At 71.0% G+C, this 14872-nt stretch carries 12 protein-coding genes; 7 read left to right on the top strand and 5 right to left on the bottom strand.

From position 1 onward, the window contains the following. The first annotated feature begins 53 nt into the window (after positions 1-53). Entirely contained in the window at positions 54-914 is an 861-nt protein-coding gene (mutM, locus tag ACZ6BB_RS29835; RefSeq protein ID WP_471618234.1) for a bifunctional DNA-formamidopyrimidine glycosylase/DNA-(apurinic or apyrimidinic site) lyase, read from the top strand. Here mutM and ACZ6BB_RS29830 read toward each other — a convergent pair. Then, on the bottom strand, positions 887-1327 hold the full coding sequence (locus tag ACZ6BB_RS29830; protein WP_471618233.1) for a winged helix-turn-helix transcriptional regulator: 441 nt from the start codon (positions 1325-1327) through the stop codon (positions 887-889). The two genes, mutM and ACZ6BB_RS29830, sit on opposite strands and share 28 nt — an antisense overlap. 79 nt (positions 1328-1406) lie before the next feature. Continuing rightward, positions 1407-2405, bottom strand: a complete 999-nt coding sequence (locus ACZ6BB_RS29825) for a CAP domain-containing protein (protein WP_471618232.1) — start codon at positions 2403-2405, stop codon at positions 1407-1409. Positions 2406-2594: 189 nt separating this feature from the next. Between ACZ6BB_RS29825 and ACZ6BB_RS29820 the strand changes: the two genes are divergently transcribed. The 4 genes from ACZ6BB_RS29820 (at position 2595) to ACZ6BB_RS29805 (ending at position 8984) form a co-directional block, all read left to right on the top strand. Beyond that, positions 2595-2876, top strand: coding sequence for an acylphosphatase (locus tag ACZ6BB_RS29820; RefSeq protein ID WP_013000425.1), 282 nt, complete (start codon positions 2595-2597; stop codon positions 2874-2876). A 401-nt stretch (positions 2877-3277) separates the two neighbouring features. Next, positions 3278-3478 carry a hypothetical protein gene (locus tag ACZ6BB_RS29815; RefSeq protein ID WP_005479841.1) on the top strand — a complete coding sequence of 67 codons (201 nt, stop codon included), beginning with the start codon at positions 3278-3280 and terminating at the stop codon, positions 3476-3478. Positions 3479-3720: 242 nt separating this feature from the next. Then, complete coding sequence (smc, locus tag ACZ6BB_RS29810; protein WP_471618231.1) at positions 3721-7353, top strand: chromosome segregation protein SMC; 3633 nt, start codon at positions 3721-3723, stop codon at positions 7351-7353. Between the two features lie 212 nt (positions 7354-7565). Then, positions 7566-8984 (top strand): sugar porter family MFS transporter, encoded by a 1419-nt coding sequence (locus ACZ6BB_RS29805; protein ID WP_471618230.1) that lies wholly within the window; start codon positions 7566-7568, stop codon positions 8982-8984. Positions 8985-9100: 116 nt separating this feature from the next. Here the strand turns inward: ACZ6BB_RS29805 and ACZ6BB_RS29800 are convergent, their stop codons facing one another. Both ACZ6BB_RS29800 and ACZ6BB_RS29795 read right to left on the bottom strand, forming a co-directional pair. Continuing rightward, on the bottom strand, positions 9101-9352 hold the full coding sequence (locus ACZ6BB_RS29800; RefSeq protein WP_471618229.1) for a hypothetical protein: 252 nt from the start codon (positions 9350-9352) through the stop codon (positions 9101-9103). 174 nt (positions 9353-9526) lie between these two features. Next, positions 9527-10498: an LLM class flavin-dependent oxidoreductase gene (locus tag ACZ6BB_RS29795; RefSeq protein WP_471618228.1), complete on the bottom strand. Its 972-nt coding sequence runs from the start codon at positions 10496-10498 to the stop codon at positions 9527-9529. A gap of 134 nt (positions 10499-10632) precedes the next feature. Here ACZ6BB_RS29795 and ftsY point away from each other — a divergent pair, with 134 nt between their 5' ends. Next, complete coding sequence (ftsY, locus tag ACZ6BB_RS29790) at positions 10633-11832, top strand: signal recognition particle-docking protein FtsY (protein WP_471618227.1); 1200 nt, start codon at positions 10633-10635, stop codon at positions 11830-11832. 106 nt (positions 11833-11938) lie between these two features. On the opposite strand, the gene ACZ6BB_RS29785 is transcribed toward ftsY, so the two are convergent. Continuing rightward, complete coding sequence (locus ACZ6BB_RS29785) at positions 11939-12595, bottom strand: bifunctional DNA primase/polymerase (protein ID WP_471618226.1); 657 nt, start codon at positions 12593-12595, stop codon at positions 11939-11941. A gap of 426 nt (positions 12596-13021) precedes the next feature. Here ACZ6BB_RS29785 and nsdA point away from each other — a divergent pair, with 426 nt between their 5' ends. Beyond that, positions 13022-14497, top strand: coding sequence for a transcriptional repressor NsdA (gene nsdA / locus ACZ6BB_RS29780; protein ID WP_471618225.1), 1476 nt, complete (start codon positions 13022-13024; stop codon positions 14495-14497). The last annotated feature ends 375 nt before the right edge of the window (positions 14498-14872 follow it).

Here is a 14872-nt window from a genome sequence, read left to right as displayed (position 1 = left end):
CGGGCCCGCACCCATCCCCGACCTCCCCCCGCGCCCAACCTCCGGAGGATCCCGTGCCAGAACTCCCCGAGGTCGAGGTCGTCCGGCGCGGCCTGGCGCGCTGGGTGGCGCACCGCACCGTCGCGGACGTCGAGGTGCTCCACCCCCGGGCGATCCGCCGGCACCTGGCCGGCCCCGAGGACTTCGCGCACCGGCTGAAGGGCCACCGCATCGGTGAGCCCAGCCGACGCGGCAAGTACCTGTGGCTGCCCGTCGAGGACACCGGCACGGCCGTCCTCGCCCACCTCGGGATGAGCGGCCAACTGCTCGTGCAGCCGCACGGGACGGCCGACGAGAAGCACCTCAGGATCCGCGTCCGGTTCGCGGACGACCTGCTCACCGAACTCCGCTTCGTCGACCAACGCACCTTCGGCGGACTGTCGTTGCACGACACCACCCCCGACGGGCTGCCGGACGTCATCGCGCACATCGCCCGCGACCCGCTCGACCCGCTGTTCGACGCGGAGGCGTTCCACCAGGCGCTGCGCCGGAAGCGGACGACCATCAAACGGGCCCTGCTCGACCAGTCGTTGATCAGCGGCGTCGGCAACATCTACGCCGACGAGGCGCTGTGGCGGGCCAGGCTGCACTACGAGCGCCCCACCGCCGGCTTCACCCGCCCCCGCACCACCGAACTGCTGGGCCACGTACGGGACGTGATGAACGCGGCGCTGGCGGTGGGCGGCACCAGCTTCGACAGCCTCTACGTCAACGTCAACGGTGAGTCGGGGTACTTCGACCGTTCGCTGGACGCGTACGGTCGTGAGGGACTGCCCTGCCGACGCTGTGCCACGCCGATGCGGCGACGGCCCTGGATGAACCGGTCCAGCTACTTCTGCCCGACGTGTCAGCGGGCCCCGCGCGTCTCGTCGTAACGCGCCCTGGCCCTGAGCACGTCCTCCATACGGCCCTCCACGAAGGTGATGAGGGACAGCAGCCGCTCGGAGACCTCGCGACCGAGCGGGGTGAGGGAGTAGTCGACGCGCGGCGGGTTGGTGGGCTGGGCCTCGCGGTGCACCAGGCCGTCGCGCTCCAGGGCGTGCAGGGTCTGGGAGAGCATCTTCTCGCTGACGCCGTCGACCCGGCGCCGCAGCTCGTTGAAGCGGAGCGAGCTGTCGTGCAGCGCGCCCAGCGTGAGTCCGCCCCAGCGGCCCGTGACGTGCTCCAGGGTGCCCCGCGAGGGGCAGTTCCTGGCGAACACGTCGAAGGCCAGCTCGTCGACGTTCCAGGCGTCCGCGCCCGCGGCGGCCTGCGCGGGCGTCACGGCAGTCTGCGCGGCTGGTTCCATATGTCGAGCATACTCCGGGGTAGCGCTCACCAGAAGGTTGCACTAACTATTGGTTAGCGCGTGCCTTCCGGGTGACGTCTCAGTAGCCGAAGTCCTGGGTCCACCACGGTCCGCCGTCGCCCAGGTGGACGCCGACGCCGAGGGTCTTGAAGTCGCAGTTCAGGATGTTCGCCCGGTGGCCGGGGCTGTTCATCCAGGCCTCCATGACCGCCTCGGCGGTGGCCTGGCCGCGGGCGATGTTCTCGCCGCCCAGGCCGGTGATCCCGAGGGAGGCCGCACGGTCCCAGGGGTCGGCGCCGTCGGGGTCCGTGTGGTCGAAGAAGCCGCGCAGCGCCATGTCCTCGCTGAACGCCTCGGCCAGTCGGGACAGGTCGCTGTCGGCCGCGACCGGGCTGCAGCCGGCCTTGGCCCGCTCCTCGTTGACGAGCAGGAGGACCGCCGCCTCGGCCTGGGTCTCGGTGGAGATCTCCCCCGGGGAGGTCTTCTCCTTGCCCTTGTCCTTGTCCTTCTCCTTGCCCTGCTCCTTGGTGGGCCTGCCGGACGGCTTCTCGGTCTTCTCCGAACCGGAGCCCTTGCCCGCCTCGTCGGAAGGCGTCTCCTCGGAGGGGGTCTTCGAGGGCGCCGGGGCGTCGGACGGTGAGGCCTCGCGCTCGGCGTCGCGGCTGGTGGACTCGTCCTCGCGCTGCTCCGGCGCGGCGCCGTCCGTACCGCCCTGCTGGGTCGCCGCACCCGTCGGTGAACCGGCGGGCACCACCGTCTCGTTGCCGGCGCCCTCGCTGACCGAGTACTTGTCGCCACCGGGGAGCACCCCGGTGGCGACCGCGACGGTACCGAGGGCCACAGCGGCGGACACGCCGAGCAGGCTGGACTTCACGGGGGTCACGGTCCGCTTCTTGCGGCGGCGCGAGCCACCGGAGCGCGAGGCGGCCTGGGCGTCAGCCTCCAGGACCGCGGCGAACCCGTACAGGTTCTCCGGACCGTAGTGGGGCTCTTCGGAAGCGAAGCCCATGTCGGTGACCCCGGCGGCGCGGCCCCCCCTGGCGGCGCGGCCGGCGGCGGAGCGTCGGTGGCGTCCCATGTCTTGGCCTTCCTCGTCCTTGCTGTGTCCTGCGTCAACGTTGGGGATGTTGTCAACGTTGTGATCGTCGCCTTCACGAATCTCACACGAAGGAGTGAGTTTCATATGAGATTCATTGGGTGGGGACGGTACAGCATGGCGCCGGGGGAGGAAGAGACCCGTGGGACATTGGCCCGTTAGCGTGCAGGCATGAGCGAGGATGTACGGCTGGTCGCCTGGGTGCGTGGACGGGTGCAAGGGGTGGGTTTCCGCTGGTTCACGCGGGCTCGGGCGCTGGAGATCGGCGGCCTGAGTGGTTTTGCTCTCAATTTGGCCGACGGACGGGTCCAGGTGGTCGCCGAGGGGCCCCGCGAGGCGTGTGAGGGGCTACTGGGGTGGCTCCTGGGTGACGACACGCCCGGACGCGTGGACGGCGTCACCGAGATCTGGGACACACCGCGCGGGGGCTACGACGGCTTCGCCATCCGCTGACCCTCTCGCGCGGAGCCGGCGGGATGCGAGTGAGGGCTGCGCCACCGGCATATGCCAGGAGCATGCACAAACCAGAAATGTGCAGGTGATTGCCAAGGTGGCTTTGTCATGGCAGTCTCCGAAGAGACGATGATCCCCTCGCTCCGCCGGCCAGGAGAGGTCCCCGAACCGCCGCAGCGTCGCCCGCTCAGGGCCGCGCGGCAGAGGGATGCCCGCCAATGCGGGGCGTGATCGTGTTGACCGTCAAACTTTTTGGTGAGACGCTAAAAGCAACCCCGCGCACCTTAGCTGTTTGGCATGAAGACGGCAGCAAAAACTCAACAGTGCCAAGCAACGCGGGTGCGATTCCCTCACGACCCACACCGCTTCGGTCGGTCACTCAGTGTGGAGGACCATCCATCATGGCAAAGGCGCTTCTCGGTTACGTCGGCGGCTCCGACCCGCGACTCCTCGCCGAGATGCGACGGCTCCAGCAGCGTGTCCAGGACCTGGAATCCGAACTCGGACGCATCCAGGCGGAGAACGACGCGCTGACGGCTGCCGCTTCTCACGATTCGCTCATGGAGCTCGACGCACGCCAGGCGGAGCCTGCGCTCACCTGATCACTGCATCGCACCACGACAGACAGCAGTGGTTGGGCGGCCCGTATCAACCGCTAAGTTGTCAGATCTGCAAGGGACGCCTTCTCTTCGAGGCGTCCCTTCTTTCTGTCCCCCGTCTCCCCGAACCCCCGAGAACCCCCGTACTTCCTCATACTCCTTAACGTCTGATGTGCCCTGCACGTTCATGTGTGAAACCGCGCGTTCATGGAGTGGGACAAGGCCGGAAGGTAGAGTCCGGCGGCGTGCACCTCAAGGCCCTGACCCTCCGCGGGTTCAAGTCGTTCGCCTCCGCGACCACGCTCCGGTTCGAGCCGGGCATCACGTGCGTCGTCGGCCCGAACGGCTCGGGCAAGTCCAACGTCGTCGACGCGCTCAGCTGGGTCATGGGCGAACAGGGCGCGAAGTCCCTGCGCGGCGGCAAGATGGAGGACGTCATCTTCGCCGGCACCACCGGGCGCCCGCCGCTCGGCCGCGCCGAGGTGTCCCTGACCATCGACAACTCCGACGGGGCCCTCCCCATCGAGTACTCCGAGGTCACGATCACGCGGATCATGTTCCGCAACGGCGGCAGCGAGTACCAGATCAACGGTGACACCTGCCGCCTCCTCGACATCCAGGACCTGCTCTCCGACTCCGGCATCGGCCGGGAGATGCACGTCATCGTCGGCCAGGGCCGGCTCGACTCCGTCCTGCACGCCGACCCCATGGGCCGCCGCGCCTTCATCGAGGAGGCCGCCGGCGTCCTCAAGCACCGCAAGCGCAAGGAGAAGGCGCTGCGGAAACTGGACGCCATGCAGGCCAACCTGGCCCGCGTCCAGGACCTCACCGACGAACTCCGCCGTCAGCTCAAGCCCCTCGGCCGACAGGCCGCCGTAGCCCGCCGGGCCGCCGTCATCCAGGCGGACCTGCGGGACGCACGGCTACGGCTGCTGGCCGACGACCTCGTACGGCTCCGGGCGGCGCTGCGCACCGAGGTCGCCGACGAGGCCGCGCTCAAGCAGCGCAAGGAGGCCGCCGAGACCGAGCTGAAGAAGGCACTCCAGCGGGAGGCGCATCTGGAGGGCGAGGTGCGCCGGCTGGCCCCGCGCCTCCAGCGGGCCCAGGAGACCTGGTACGAGCTGTCGCAGCTCGCCGAACGGGTGCGCGGCACGGTCTTGCTCGCCGACGCCCGGGTCAAGAGCGCCACCTCCGTGCCTCCCGAGGAGCGGCGCGGCCGCGACCCCGAGGACATGGAGCGCGAGGCCGCCCGCGTCCGCGAACAGGAGGCCGAACTCGAAGCGGCCCTGGAGGCGGCCGAGCGCGCCCTGGAGGACACGGTCGAGCACCGTGCCGAACTGGAACGTGAACTGACGGTCGAGGAACGCAGGCTGAAGGACGTCGCCCGGTCCATCGCCGACCGCCGCGAGAGCCTCGCCCGGCTGAACGGCCAGGTCAACGCCGCCCGCTCCCGCGCGGCCTCCGCCCAGGCCGAGATCGACCGGCTCGCCGCGGCCCGCGACGAGGCACAGGAGCGTGCCGTCACCGCCCAGGAGGAGTACGAGGCGTTGAAGGCCGAGGTCGACGGCCTCGACGCCGACGACTCCGAACTGGCCGGGCGGCACGACGCCGCGAAGCGCGCCCTGGCCGAGTCCGAGTCCGCCCTCACCGCCGCCAGGGAGGCGACCACCGCCGCCGAACGACGCCGCGCCGCCACCCAGGCCCGGCACGAGGCCCTCGCGCTGGGCCTGCGCCGCAAGGACGGCACGGGCGCGCTGCTCGCCGCGAAGGACCGGTTGGCAGGGGTGCTGGGTCCGGCGGCCGAGCTGCTGTCGGTCACCCCCGGCCACGAGGTCGCCCTGGCGGCGGCCTTCGGCGCGGCGGCCGACGCGATCGCCGTGACCAGTCCGGCCTCGGCCGCCGAGGCGATCCGCCTGCTGCGCAAACAGGACGCGGGCCGCGCGGCCCTGCTGCTGGCAGGGGCGCCGGACGACTCGACACCGCTCCAGGGGGCAGCGCCCCGGAGGGGCGTGGGGAACGGCGCGACCAGCCACGACGGACCCGCGGACGAACGACGGCCCCTGCCGGGATCCTCTCCCGCACACTTTGCCGCCGACCTGGTCCGGGCCCCCTCCGACCTCACCCCCGCCGTCCGCCGCCTCCTCCACCGCATCGTCGTCGTGGACACCCTCGAAGACGCCGAGGCCCTCGTCTATGCCCGCCCGGACCTCATCGCGGTCACCGCCGAAGGCGACCTGCTCGGGGCCCACTTCGCCCACGGCGGCTCGGCCGGGGCGCCGAGCCTGCTGGAGGTGCAGGCCGCCGTCGACGAGGCGGCGGCCGAGCTGGAGGAACTGGCCGTACGGTGCGAGGAGTTGGCCGAGGTCCAGCGCGGCGCGGTCGAGTCGCGGCGGGACCGCGCCGCGCTCGTGGAGGAGCTGGGCGAGCGCCGCCGGGCGGCCGAGCGGGAGAAGTCCGCGGTCGCCCAGCAGCTCGGGCGGCTGGCCGGTCAGGCGAGGGGCGCTGCCGGGGAGGCCGAGCGGTCGACGGCCGCCGCCGCACGCGCCCAGGACGCGCTCGACAGGGCCATGGAGGACGCGGAGGAGCTGGCCGAACGGCTCGCGGTGGCCGAGGAGATGCCCGTCGAGGAGGAGCCGGACACCTCCGTACGGGACCGGCTCGCGGCGGACGGGGCCAACGCGCGGCAGACGGAGATGGAGGCCCGGCTCCAGGTGCGGACGCACGAGGAGCGGGTCAAGGGGCTCGCGGGACGCGCGGACTCGCTGGACCGGGCCGCGCGCGCCGAGCGCGAGGCGCGGGCGCGCGCCGAACAGCGCAGGGCGCGGCTGCGCCACGAGGCGGCCGTCGCCGAGGCCGTCGCGTCCGGTGCCCGGCAACTGCTCGGCCACGTCGAGGTCTCCCTGGCCCGGGCGGAGGAGGAACGCACCGCCGCCGACGCCGCCAAGGCGCGCCGGGAGCAGGAGCTCGCGCAGGCCCGTGCCGAGGGACGCGATCTCAAGGCCGAGATGGACAAGCTGACCGACTCCGTGCACCGGGGCGAGGTGCTCGGCGCCGAGAAGCGGATGCGGATCGAGCAGCTGGAGACCAAGGCGCTGGAGGAGCTGGGCGTCGAACCGGAGGGGCTGATCGCGGAGTACGGGCCGGACCAGCCCGTACCGCCGTCGCCGCCCGCCGAGGGGGAGGAGATGCCGGAGGACCCGGAGCACCCCCGCAACCGGCCGAGGACGTTCCACCGGGCCGAGCAGGAGAAGCGGCTCAGGGCGGCCGAGCGCGCGTACCAGCAGCTGGGCAAGGTCAATCCACTGGCTCTGGAGGAGTTCGCGGCGCTGGAGGAGCGGCACAAGTTCCTCAGTGAGCAGCTGGAGGACCTGAAGAAGACCCGGGCCGATCTGCTCCAGGTGGTGAAGGACGTCGACGAACGGGTGGAACAGGTCTTCACCGAGGCGTTCTGGGACACCGCACGGGAGTTCGAGGGCGTCTTCTCCCGGCTCTTCCCCGGCGGGGAGGGGCGGCTGATCCTCACCGACCCGGACAACATGCTCACCACCGGGGTGGACGTCGAGGCCAGGCCGCCGGGCAAGAAGGTCAAGCGGCTGTCGCTGCTCTCCGGCGGTGAGCGGTCGCTGACCGCCGTCGCGATGCTCGTGTCGATCTTCAAGGCCCGTCCCAGCCCGTTCTACGTGATGGACGAGGTCGAGGCGGCGCTCGACGACACCAATCTGCAGCGGCTGATCCGGATCATGCAGGAGCTGCAGGAGGCGTCGCAGCTGATCGTGATCACCCATCAGAAGCGGACGATGGAGGTCGCCGACGCGCTGTACGGCGTGTCGATGCAGGGCGACGGCGTCTCGAAGGTCATCAGCCAGCGGCTGCGTTAGCCGTTCCGGTCGGAGGGTAGACGAGGGCGGTCGCGAGGTTCCCCGCGCCCTGCGTCGAAGCCGAAACCATCATCTTCAATACTTGAACTCAATCTCCTCACTTTCCCCCGAGAGCTTCTGTAATTGCCACTCGTCCCCTCTTTTGACTTCGAAACTTGAAGGCATATTCTCTCCAGCGTTGCCCTTACCTTCAAAGCGGAAGGTCCCCCCACGTGACCAGCACTGCGCAGGCGTCCCAGTCAGGAGCGCGCGAAGGCCAGCCCGACCATCTCTCCCACGTGATCTTCATCGCGGCGGCGGCCGCGATGGGCGGTTTCCTCTTCGGCTACGACAGCGCCGTCATCAACGGCGCCGTCGAAGCCATCCGGCACCGCTACGACATCGGCTCCACGGCCCTGGCCCAGGTCATCGCCGTCGCGCTCATCGGCTGCGCCGTCGGCGCGGCCACGGCCGGCCGGATAGCCGACCGCATCGGCCGTATCCGGTGCATGCAGATAGCGGCCGCCCTCTTCACGGTCAGTGCCGTCGGCTCGGCGCTCCCCTTCGCGCTGTACGACCTCGCCTTCTGGCGCATCGTCGGCGGCTTCGCCATCGGCATGGCGTCGGTCATCGGCCCCGCCTACATCGCCGAGGTCGCCCCGCCCGCCTACCGGGGACGGCTCGGCTCGTTCCAGCAGGCCGCGATCGTCGTCGGTATCGCCATCTCCCAGCTGGTCAACTGGGGCATCCTGAACGCCGCCGACGGCGACCAGCGCGGTGAACTGCTCGGCCTGGAAGCCTGGCAGATCATGCTCGGCGTCATGGTCGTCCCGGCCGTGCTGTACGGCCTGCTCTCCTTCGCGATCCCCGAGTCCCCGCGCTTCCTGATCTCCGTGGGCAGGGACGAGCGCGCCCGCGAGGTGCTCGCCGAGGTCGAGGGCAAGGACGTCGACCTGGACGCCCGGATCGCCGAGATCGAGTCGGCCATGCACCGCGAGCACAAGTCGACCTTCAAGGACCTGCTCGGCGGCAGCTTCCTCTTCAAGCCGATCGTCTGGATCGGCATCGGACTGTCGGTCTTCCAGCAGTTCGTCGGCATCAACGTCGCCTTCTACTACTCCGCGACGCTCTGGCAGTCCGTCGGCGTCGACCCGAGCGAGTCGTTCTTCTACTCCTTCACGACCTCGATCATCAACATCGTCGGCACCGTGATCGCGATGATCTTCGTGGACCGGATCGGCCGCAAGCCGCTCGCGCTCATCGGTTCCGTCGGCATGGTCGCCGGCCTCGCGCTGGAGGCATGGGCCTTCTCCTTCGACCTCGTCGACGGCAAGCTCCCCGCCACCCAGGGCTGGGTCGCCCTGATCGCCGCCCATGTCTTCGTCCTCTTCTTCGCCCTCTCCTGGGGTGTGGTCGTCTGGGTCATGCTCGGCGAGATGTTCCCGAACCGGCTCCGCGCCGCCGCCCTGGGCGTGGCCGCCTCCGCGCAGTGGATCGCCAACTGGGCCATCACCGCCAGCTTCCCGTCCCTGGCCGACTGGAACCTCTCGGTGACCTACGTGATCTACACGGTCTTCGCCGCGCTCTCCATCCCCTTCGTCCTCAAGTTCGTGAAGGAGACGAAGGGCAAGTCGCTGGAGGAGATGGGCTGACGGCCCCCGGCGAGCCCGGGGGGAGGGGCCGACACCCCGCCGCCCTTCTTCCCGAACCGTCCGCCGCCCCCGGTCGGGCAACCGCCTGGCCGGGGGCGGCGGAGCCGTGGGCGGGCTCACCGGACGAGGACACCGCCGCCGATCTCCAGGGCCTTGCGCATGCCCTCCTCGATGATCCGCAGCGGGGTCTCGATCTGGTGCCGGTGCTCCTCGACGCTCCGCGGCCGCCGGGTGCCGTGGGCGACCTCGTCGAGACGGGGACGCGGTAGCGCCACCTCGCGCTGGAACTCCGGTACGTCCTCGGCCTCGCCGCGGAGGTCCTCCTGGACCGGCACGGGCAGGAAGCGCGCGCCGAACGACGCACGCACGCCGATCCCCACTCCGGCGTACGCCACGACTCGAAGCCGCCGGACCGGTACACGTCGTCGGCACGTCAAGGATGCGCCGCCTGCCGTCCGGCTCCCGGACCAGCACCTCCACCAGCAAGCTCATGGCTCAGCGGAGCATTGCCGAGGTCGCCTCGGCGAGCGGATCCGCCCGGCTCAGCCGCCCAGTGCCGGCAGGACCCGTTCCGCGAACAGTCGAAGACTCCGCCAGCCCTCCGCCACCGGCATCCCGCCCGCCAGGGGGTGCAGGACGAGGTTGTCGAGTCCCAGGTCCACGCACTCGTCCGGCGTGACGATCCGGTACACGCCCTCCGCCCGCAGCTCCGCCACCGTCGCCGCCCCCGACCGCACCGCCGACCGGATGCCGGCCGACTGCCAGGAGGCGTAGGTGCGCGCCTCGTGCAGGAAGTGCGTGCCGTACTCGGCCCACGCCCGGTCCGGATCCTCCGCCACGTGCAGCAACGGGGTCTCGGCGGCGGGCATCATCGTCCACCCCTCGGTGCCGTACTCCACGAGCCGCTCCTTGTAGTACGCCTCCAGCTCCGGCAGATGCGCGCTCGGGAAGAAGGGGAGCCCGAGCCGGGCCGCCCTGCGTGCCGCGGCCTTCGACGAGCCGCCGACCAGCAGCAGCGGATGCGGCTCGGTCCCCGGACGCGGGGTGACCCGGACCGTGCGCCCTCGGTACTCGAACGGCTCACCCGTCCACGCCCGGAGCAGCGTCTCCAGCACCTCGTCCTGGATCTTCCCGCGGTTCTTCCAGTCGACGTCGAACTGCGCGTACTCCTCCGGCCGGTACCCGATCCCGGCGACCGTCACCAGCCGTCCGCCGCTCACCAGATCCAGTACGGCGATGTCCTCGGCCAGCCGCAGCGGGTCGTGCAGCGGGCCGATCATCGCCGACACCGTGACCGCGATCCGCCGGGTGGCCCCGAACACGGCTCCCGCGAAGACGAACGGTGACGGCAGCCAGTTGTTCGCGACCCCGTGGTGCTCCTCCGTCTGCACCGTGGAGACGCCCTGCTCATCGGCGTACGCGGCCATCTCGACGGCGGCCCGGTAGCGGGCCCGCAGCGAGGCGGGCGTGGCGCCGGGCTCGACCAGATTGAAACGGACGACCGTGACGGGCATGGGGACCCCCTTCGGGCGGCTGTGGAGGAGGACGTTAGCTGACGGTTCGTCAGGTATCCAGAGGCGAGGAAGGGCCGCGTGCCCCGTACGGCGATCGAACGCCTCGCGGGGTGGTCCCGCATACTGGTCCCGTTATGGAACTCATCCTTGCTGTAGTCATCGCCGTGGTCGTGCTCGGCGTGCTGGGCGGGCTCGTCGTAGGCGGCCGCAAGAGGAAATCGCTGCCCCCGGCGCCCCCCACGACACCCGACATCACCGCCCCTCCGGCCGAGCCGCACGTCGGCGACGAGGCCGAGACACCGCGCGACGAACCGCGCCGGACGATCGAGGAGGTGGACCTCCCGGACGGCTCGGCGTCGGCGCCCGTGGCCGTCGAGGAACCGCCCGCCGCCCCCGAGATCGAGATCCCCGCACCGACGGCGGGCCGTCTGGTACGGCTGCGCGCCCGGCTCTCCCGCTCGCAGAACGCGCTCGGCAAGGGGCTGCTCACGCTGCTCTCGCGCGAGCACCTCGACGACGACACCTGGGAGGAGATCGAGGACACCCTCCTCACGGCCGACGTCGGCGTCCAGCCCACCCAGGAGCTGGTCGAACGGCTGCGCGAGCGGGTGAAGGTGCTCGGCACCCGCACCCCGGCCGAGCTGCGCACCCTGCTGCGCGAGGAACTGCTGACGATCCTCGTTCCCGAGTTCGACCGCGCGGTCAACACCGACTCGCCCCTCGACACCCCCGGCATCGTGATGGTCGTCGGGGTCAACGGCACCGGCAAGACCACCACCACCGGCAAGCTCGCCCGCGTCCTCGTCGCCGACGGCAAGAACGTCGTCCTCGGCGCCGCCGACACCTTCCGCGCCGCCGCCGCCGACCAGCTGCAGACCTGGGGCGAGCGCGTCGGCGCCCGTACCGTACGCGGTCCGGAGGGCGGCGATCCGGCGTCCATCGCCTTCGACGCGGTCAAGGAGGGCATCGAGGAGGGCGCCGACGTCGTCCTCATCGACACCGCCGGCCGGCTGCACACCAAGACCGGTCTCATGGACGAGCTGGGCAAGGTCAAGCGCGTCGTCGAGAAGCACGCGCCGCTGGACGAGATCCTGCTCGTCCTCGACGCCACCACCGGTCAGAACGGTCTCGTCCAGGCCCGCGTCTTCGCCGAGGTCGTCGACATCACCGGCATCGTCCTCACCAAGCTCGACGGCACCGCCAAGGGCGGCATCGTCATCGCGGTCCAGCGCGAGCTGGGCGTGCCCGTCAAGCTCATCGGTCTGGGAGAGGGCGCGGACGACCTGGCGCCGTTCGAGCCGGAGGCGTTCGTGGATGCGCTCATCGGCGAATGACCCCGTGGACCACTTACGGCATCGCGTAGCTGCGCGAAGAAGCGCCCGCCCCCGAGCTGCAGTCGGGGACGGGCGCTTCGCCTTGTACGCAGGGGGACGGTCGAGGTCAGGCCCGTGACCGGTGGGCCACGTACGCCAGGGTCCCCAGCAGCAGGCGCGCGGCCGGCGGTTTGGTCGCGGAGTCGAGGTCGGGGGAGCGGAGCCAGCTGACCGGGCCGAGGCCGCCGCGGTCGGAGGGCGGGGCGGTGACATGGCTGCCGGGGCCGAGGCCGCGCAGATCCAGGGCGGAGGGGTCGTCCCAGCCCATGCGGTAGAGCAGGGCGGACAGCTCGGCGGCGGCCCCGGGGGCGACGAGGAAGTGGGCGCGGCCCTCGGGGGTGGCGATCACGGGGCCGACCGGGAGGCCCATGCGTTCGAGCCGGACGAGCGCGTGCCGCCCCGCCGACTCGGCGACCTCGATCACGTCGAAGGAGCGGCCCACCGGCAGCATCACGGCGGCGCCGGGGAACTCGGCCCAGGCCTCGGTCACCTCGTCGAGTGACGCTCCGGCGCGGACGGGAGGCGCGAAGTCGAGGGGATGCGCGCCCGGCGCGGAGCAGGTGGTCCTGCCGCACGAGCACGCGCCGGAAGCCGTCCGCGCGCCGGGGACGACGTCCCACCCCCAGAGGCCGGTGAACTCGGCCACCGCCGTGCAGTCCGAGGAACGGCCGCGCCGACGTGTGCCGGATCGCATCTCCCGAATGCCGCCGATCGTGAAGCCCATGCCCCCTCCAACGGGTCCAGCGCGCCGGTGGTTACGCGACGGAGTCGGAAGGCGACGCTCTGCTTCCAAGGGGGGCGGCGCACTTCGGCGCTCCCGGTGGCGCGACCGACGGCACGCGCCCCTGAATGCTCCGCTCCGCCCACTCCTGGCCGTCTGATGTCAAGTCAATCGCGTGCGGGCGACCGTAGGTTCATTCGAAGGGGTGGCGAATGGTGGCGTTTCCGGGATCGCCGTGGCCGGACGCGTGATCGTAGGATTACTTTGAGTGCACGGCGCCTGGGACCATCCGCGCTCGTGGGTATGCCGGAGGCAAGTCGTCTTTCCGTTCGATGGGTGACGGGGGTCGGACGTACGGCGTGGTAACCGGCATTCTGGTAGGGCTTGGCGCACACAGCGCACGGTGGTTTCAGGGATGGGGGCGTTCCAGTGGGCGGCAACGGCGGAAGCGGCACGAACGCTGAGAAGCGCCCGAACGAACTCCTGGGCTCGTGGTTCGTCCGCAGCGGCTGGTCCAAGGGCGAGCTGGCCCGGCAGGTGAACCGCCGGGCGCGCCAGCTCGGCGCCAACCACATCTCCACCGACACCTCGCGCGTACGGCGCTGGCTCGACGGCGAGAACCCGCGCGAGCCGATCCCGCGGATCCTGTCCGAGCTGTTCTCCGAGCGGTTCGGCTGCGTGGTCGCCGTGGAGGACCTGGGGCTGCGCGCGGCGCACCAGTCCCCTTCCGTCTCCGGGGTCGACCTGCCCTGGACGGGCCCGCAGACCGTGGCGCTGATCAGCGAGTTCTCGCGCAGCGACCTGATGCTGGCGCGGCGCGGCTTCCTCGGGAGCTCGCTCGCCCTCTCCGCGGGCCCGGCCCTCATCGAGCCGATGCAGCGCTGGCTCGTCCCCGCCCCCGCCGCCCCGCGCGCGGAACCCGAGCCCTCGTCCGCCGCGCGCCGCGCCGGCCGGCTCTCCCAGCCGGAGCTGGACCTCCTCGAATCCACCACCGTGATGTTCCGGCAGTGGGACGCGCAGTGCGGCGGCGGTCTGCGCCGCAAGGCGGTCGTCGGCCAGCTGCACGAGGTGACCGACCTCCTCCAGGAGCCCCAGCCCGAGGCCACCACCCGGCGGCTGTTCAAGGTCGCCGCCGAGCTGGCCGAGCTGGCCGGCTGGATGAGCTACGACATCGGCCTCCAGCCCACCGCGCAGAAGTACTTCGTCCTCGCCCTCCACGCGGCCAAGGAGGCGGGCGACAAGCCGCTGGGCTCGTACGTCCTGTCCAGCATGAGCCGGCAGATGATCCACCTCGGCCGCCCCGACGACGCCCTCGAACTGATCCACCTCGCCCAGTACGGCAGCCGTGACTGCGCGAGCCCGCGGACCCAGTCGATGCTGTATGCGATGGAGGCCCGTGCCTACGCCAACATGGGCCAGCCCGGCAAGTGCAAACGGGCCGTGCGGATGGCCGAGGACGTCTTCGCCGACGCCGAGGAGTGGGACGACCCGGACCCCGACTGGATCCGCTTCTTCAACGAGGCCGAACTGCACGGCGAGAACTCCCACTCCTACCGCGACCTCGCCTACGTCGCCGGCCGCAGCCCCGCCTACGCCTCCCTCGCCGAGCCCGTGATGCGCCGGGCCGTCGAGCTGTTCTCCACGGACAGCGAGCACCAGCGTTCGTACGCGCTGAACCTCATCGGCATGGCCACGGTGCATCTGCTCCAGCGCGAGCCCGAGCAGGGTGCGGACATGGCCAAGCAGGCCATGGAGACGGCGAAGAAGGTGCGCTCCGAGCGCGTCAACACCCGTATCCGTAAGACCGTGGACACGGCCGTCCGCGATTTCGGCGGTCTCGCCGAGGTCGTCGACCTCACCGACCAGCTCGCCGTCCACCTCCCCGAGACCGCCGAGGCGGTCTGACCGGTCCCGTGTTCCGCGGGCCACGTGTACTCCGGCCGCGGCCGGCCATCCCGACTGCCCGACTCGGCTCCCCCATGCCAGGTCATCGGATGGTCTGCCGTGGCCGGTCCGTTCGGGGCGGATCAACCGGGAGTTCCATCGGATACGAAACCGTTATCCACCGAGGGCCCCGCAGAGGCTGGGCCCCAGACGGGATGCATCCTCCGGGATTCACGTTTCACCTGTCTGTAACGTGATGGGTGCCTTCGTCACCTCCGGGAAACATTTCCAAACTCCCGGCGAAACGGTGCTGCGTCAGTCTCCTCAGCACAGTCGGCCCTCCCCGATAGCTCCCCAGCTTCCGCATCCGCACGGGCCGTTCCGACCACGAGGAGA

Source organism: Streptomyces sp. NPDC041108 (assembly GCF_055592645.1).
This window is presented reverse-complemented; position numbering and strand designations above follow the sequence as displayed.

What these genes read in the sequence shown, in the direction of transcription:
- ACZ6BB_RS29830 (WP_471618233.1), bottom strand. Translation starts at nt 1,327, where the DNA reads ATGGAACCAGCCGCGCAGACTGCCGTGACGCCCGCGCAGGCCGCCGCG.
- ACZ6BB_RS29825 (WP_471618232.1), bottom strand. Translation starts at nt 2,405, where the DNA reads ATGGGACGCCACCGACGCTCCGCCGCCGGCCGCGCCGCCAGGGGGGGC.
- ACZ6BB_RS29820 (WP_013000425.1), top strand. Translation starts at nt 2,595, where the DNA reads ATGAGCGAGGATGTACGGCTGGTCGCCTGGGTGCGTGGACGGGTGCAA.
- ACZ6BB_RS29815 (WP_005479841.1), top strand. Translation starts at nt 3,278, where the DNA reads ATGGCAAAGGCGCTTCTCGGTTACGTCGGCGGCTCCGACCCGCGACTC.
- ACZ6BB_RS29795 (WP_471618228.1), bottom strand. Translation starts at nt 10,498, where the DNA reads ATGCCCGTCACGGTCGTCCGTTTCAATCTGGTCGAGCCCGGCGCCACG.
- ftsY (WP_471618227.1), top strand. Translation starts at nt 10,633, where the DNA reads ATGGAACTCATCCTTGCTGTAGTCATCGCCGTGGTCGTGCTCGGCGTG.
- ACZ6BB_RS29785 (WP_471618226.1), bottom strand. Translation starts at nt 12,595, where the DNA reads ATGGGCTTCACGATCGGCGGCATTCGGGAGATGCGATCCGGCACACGT.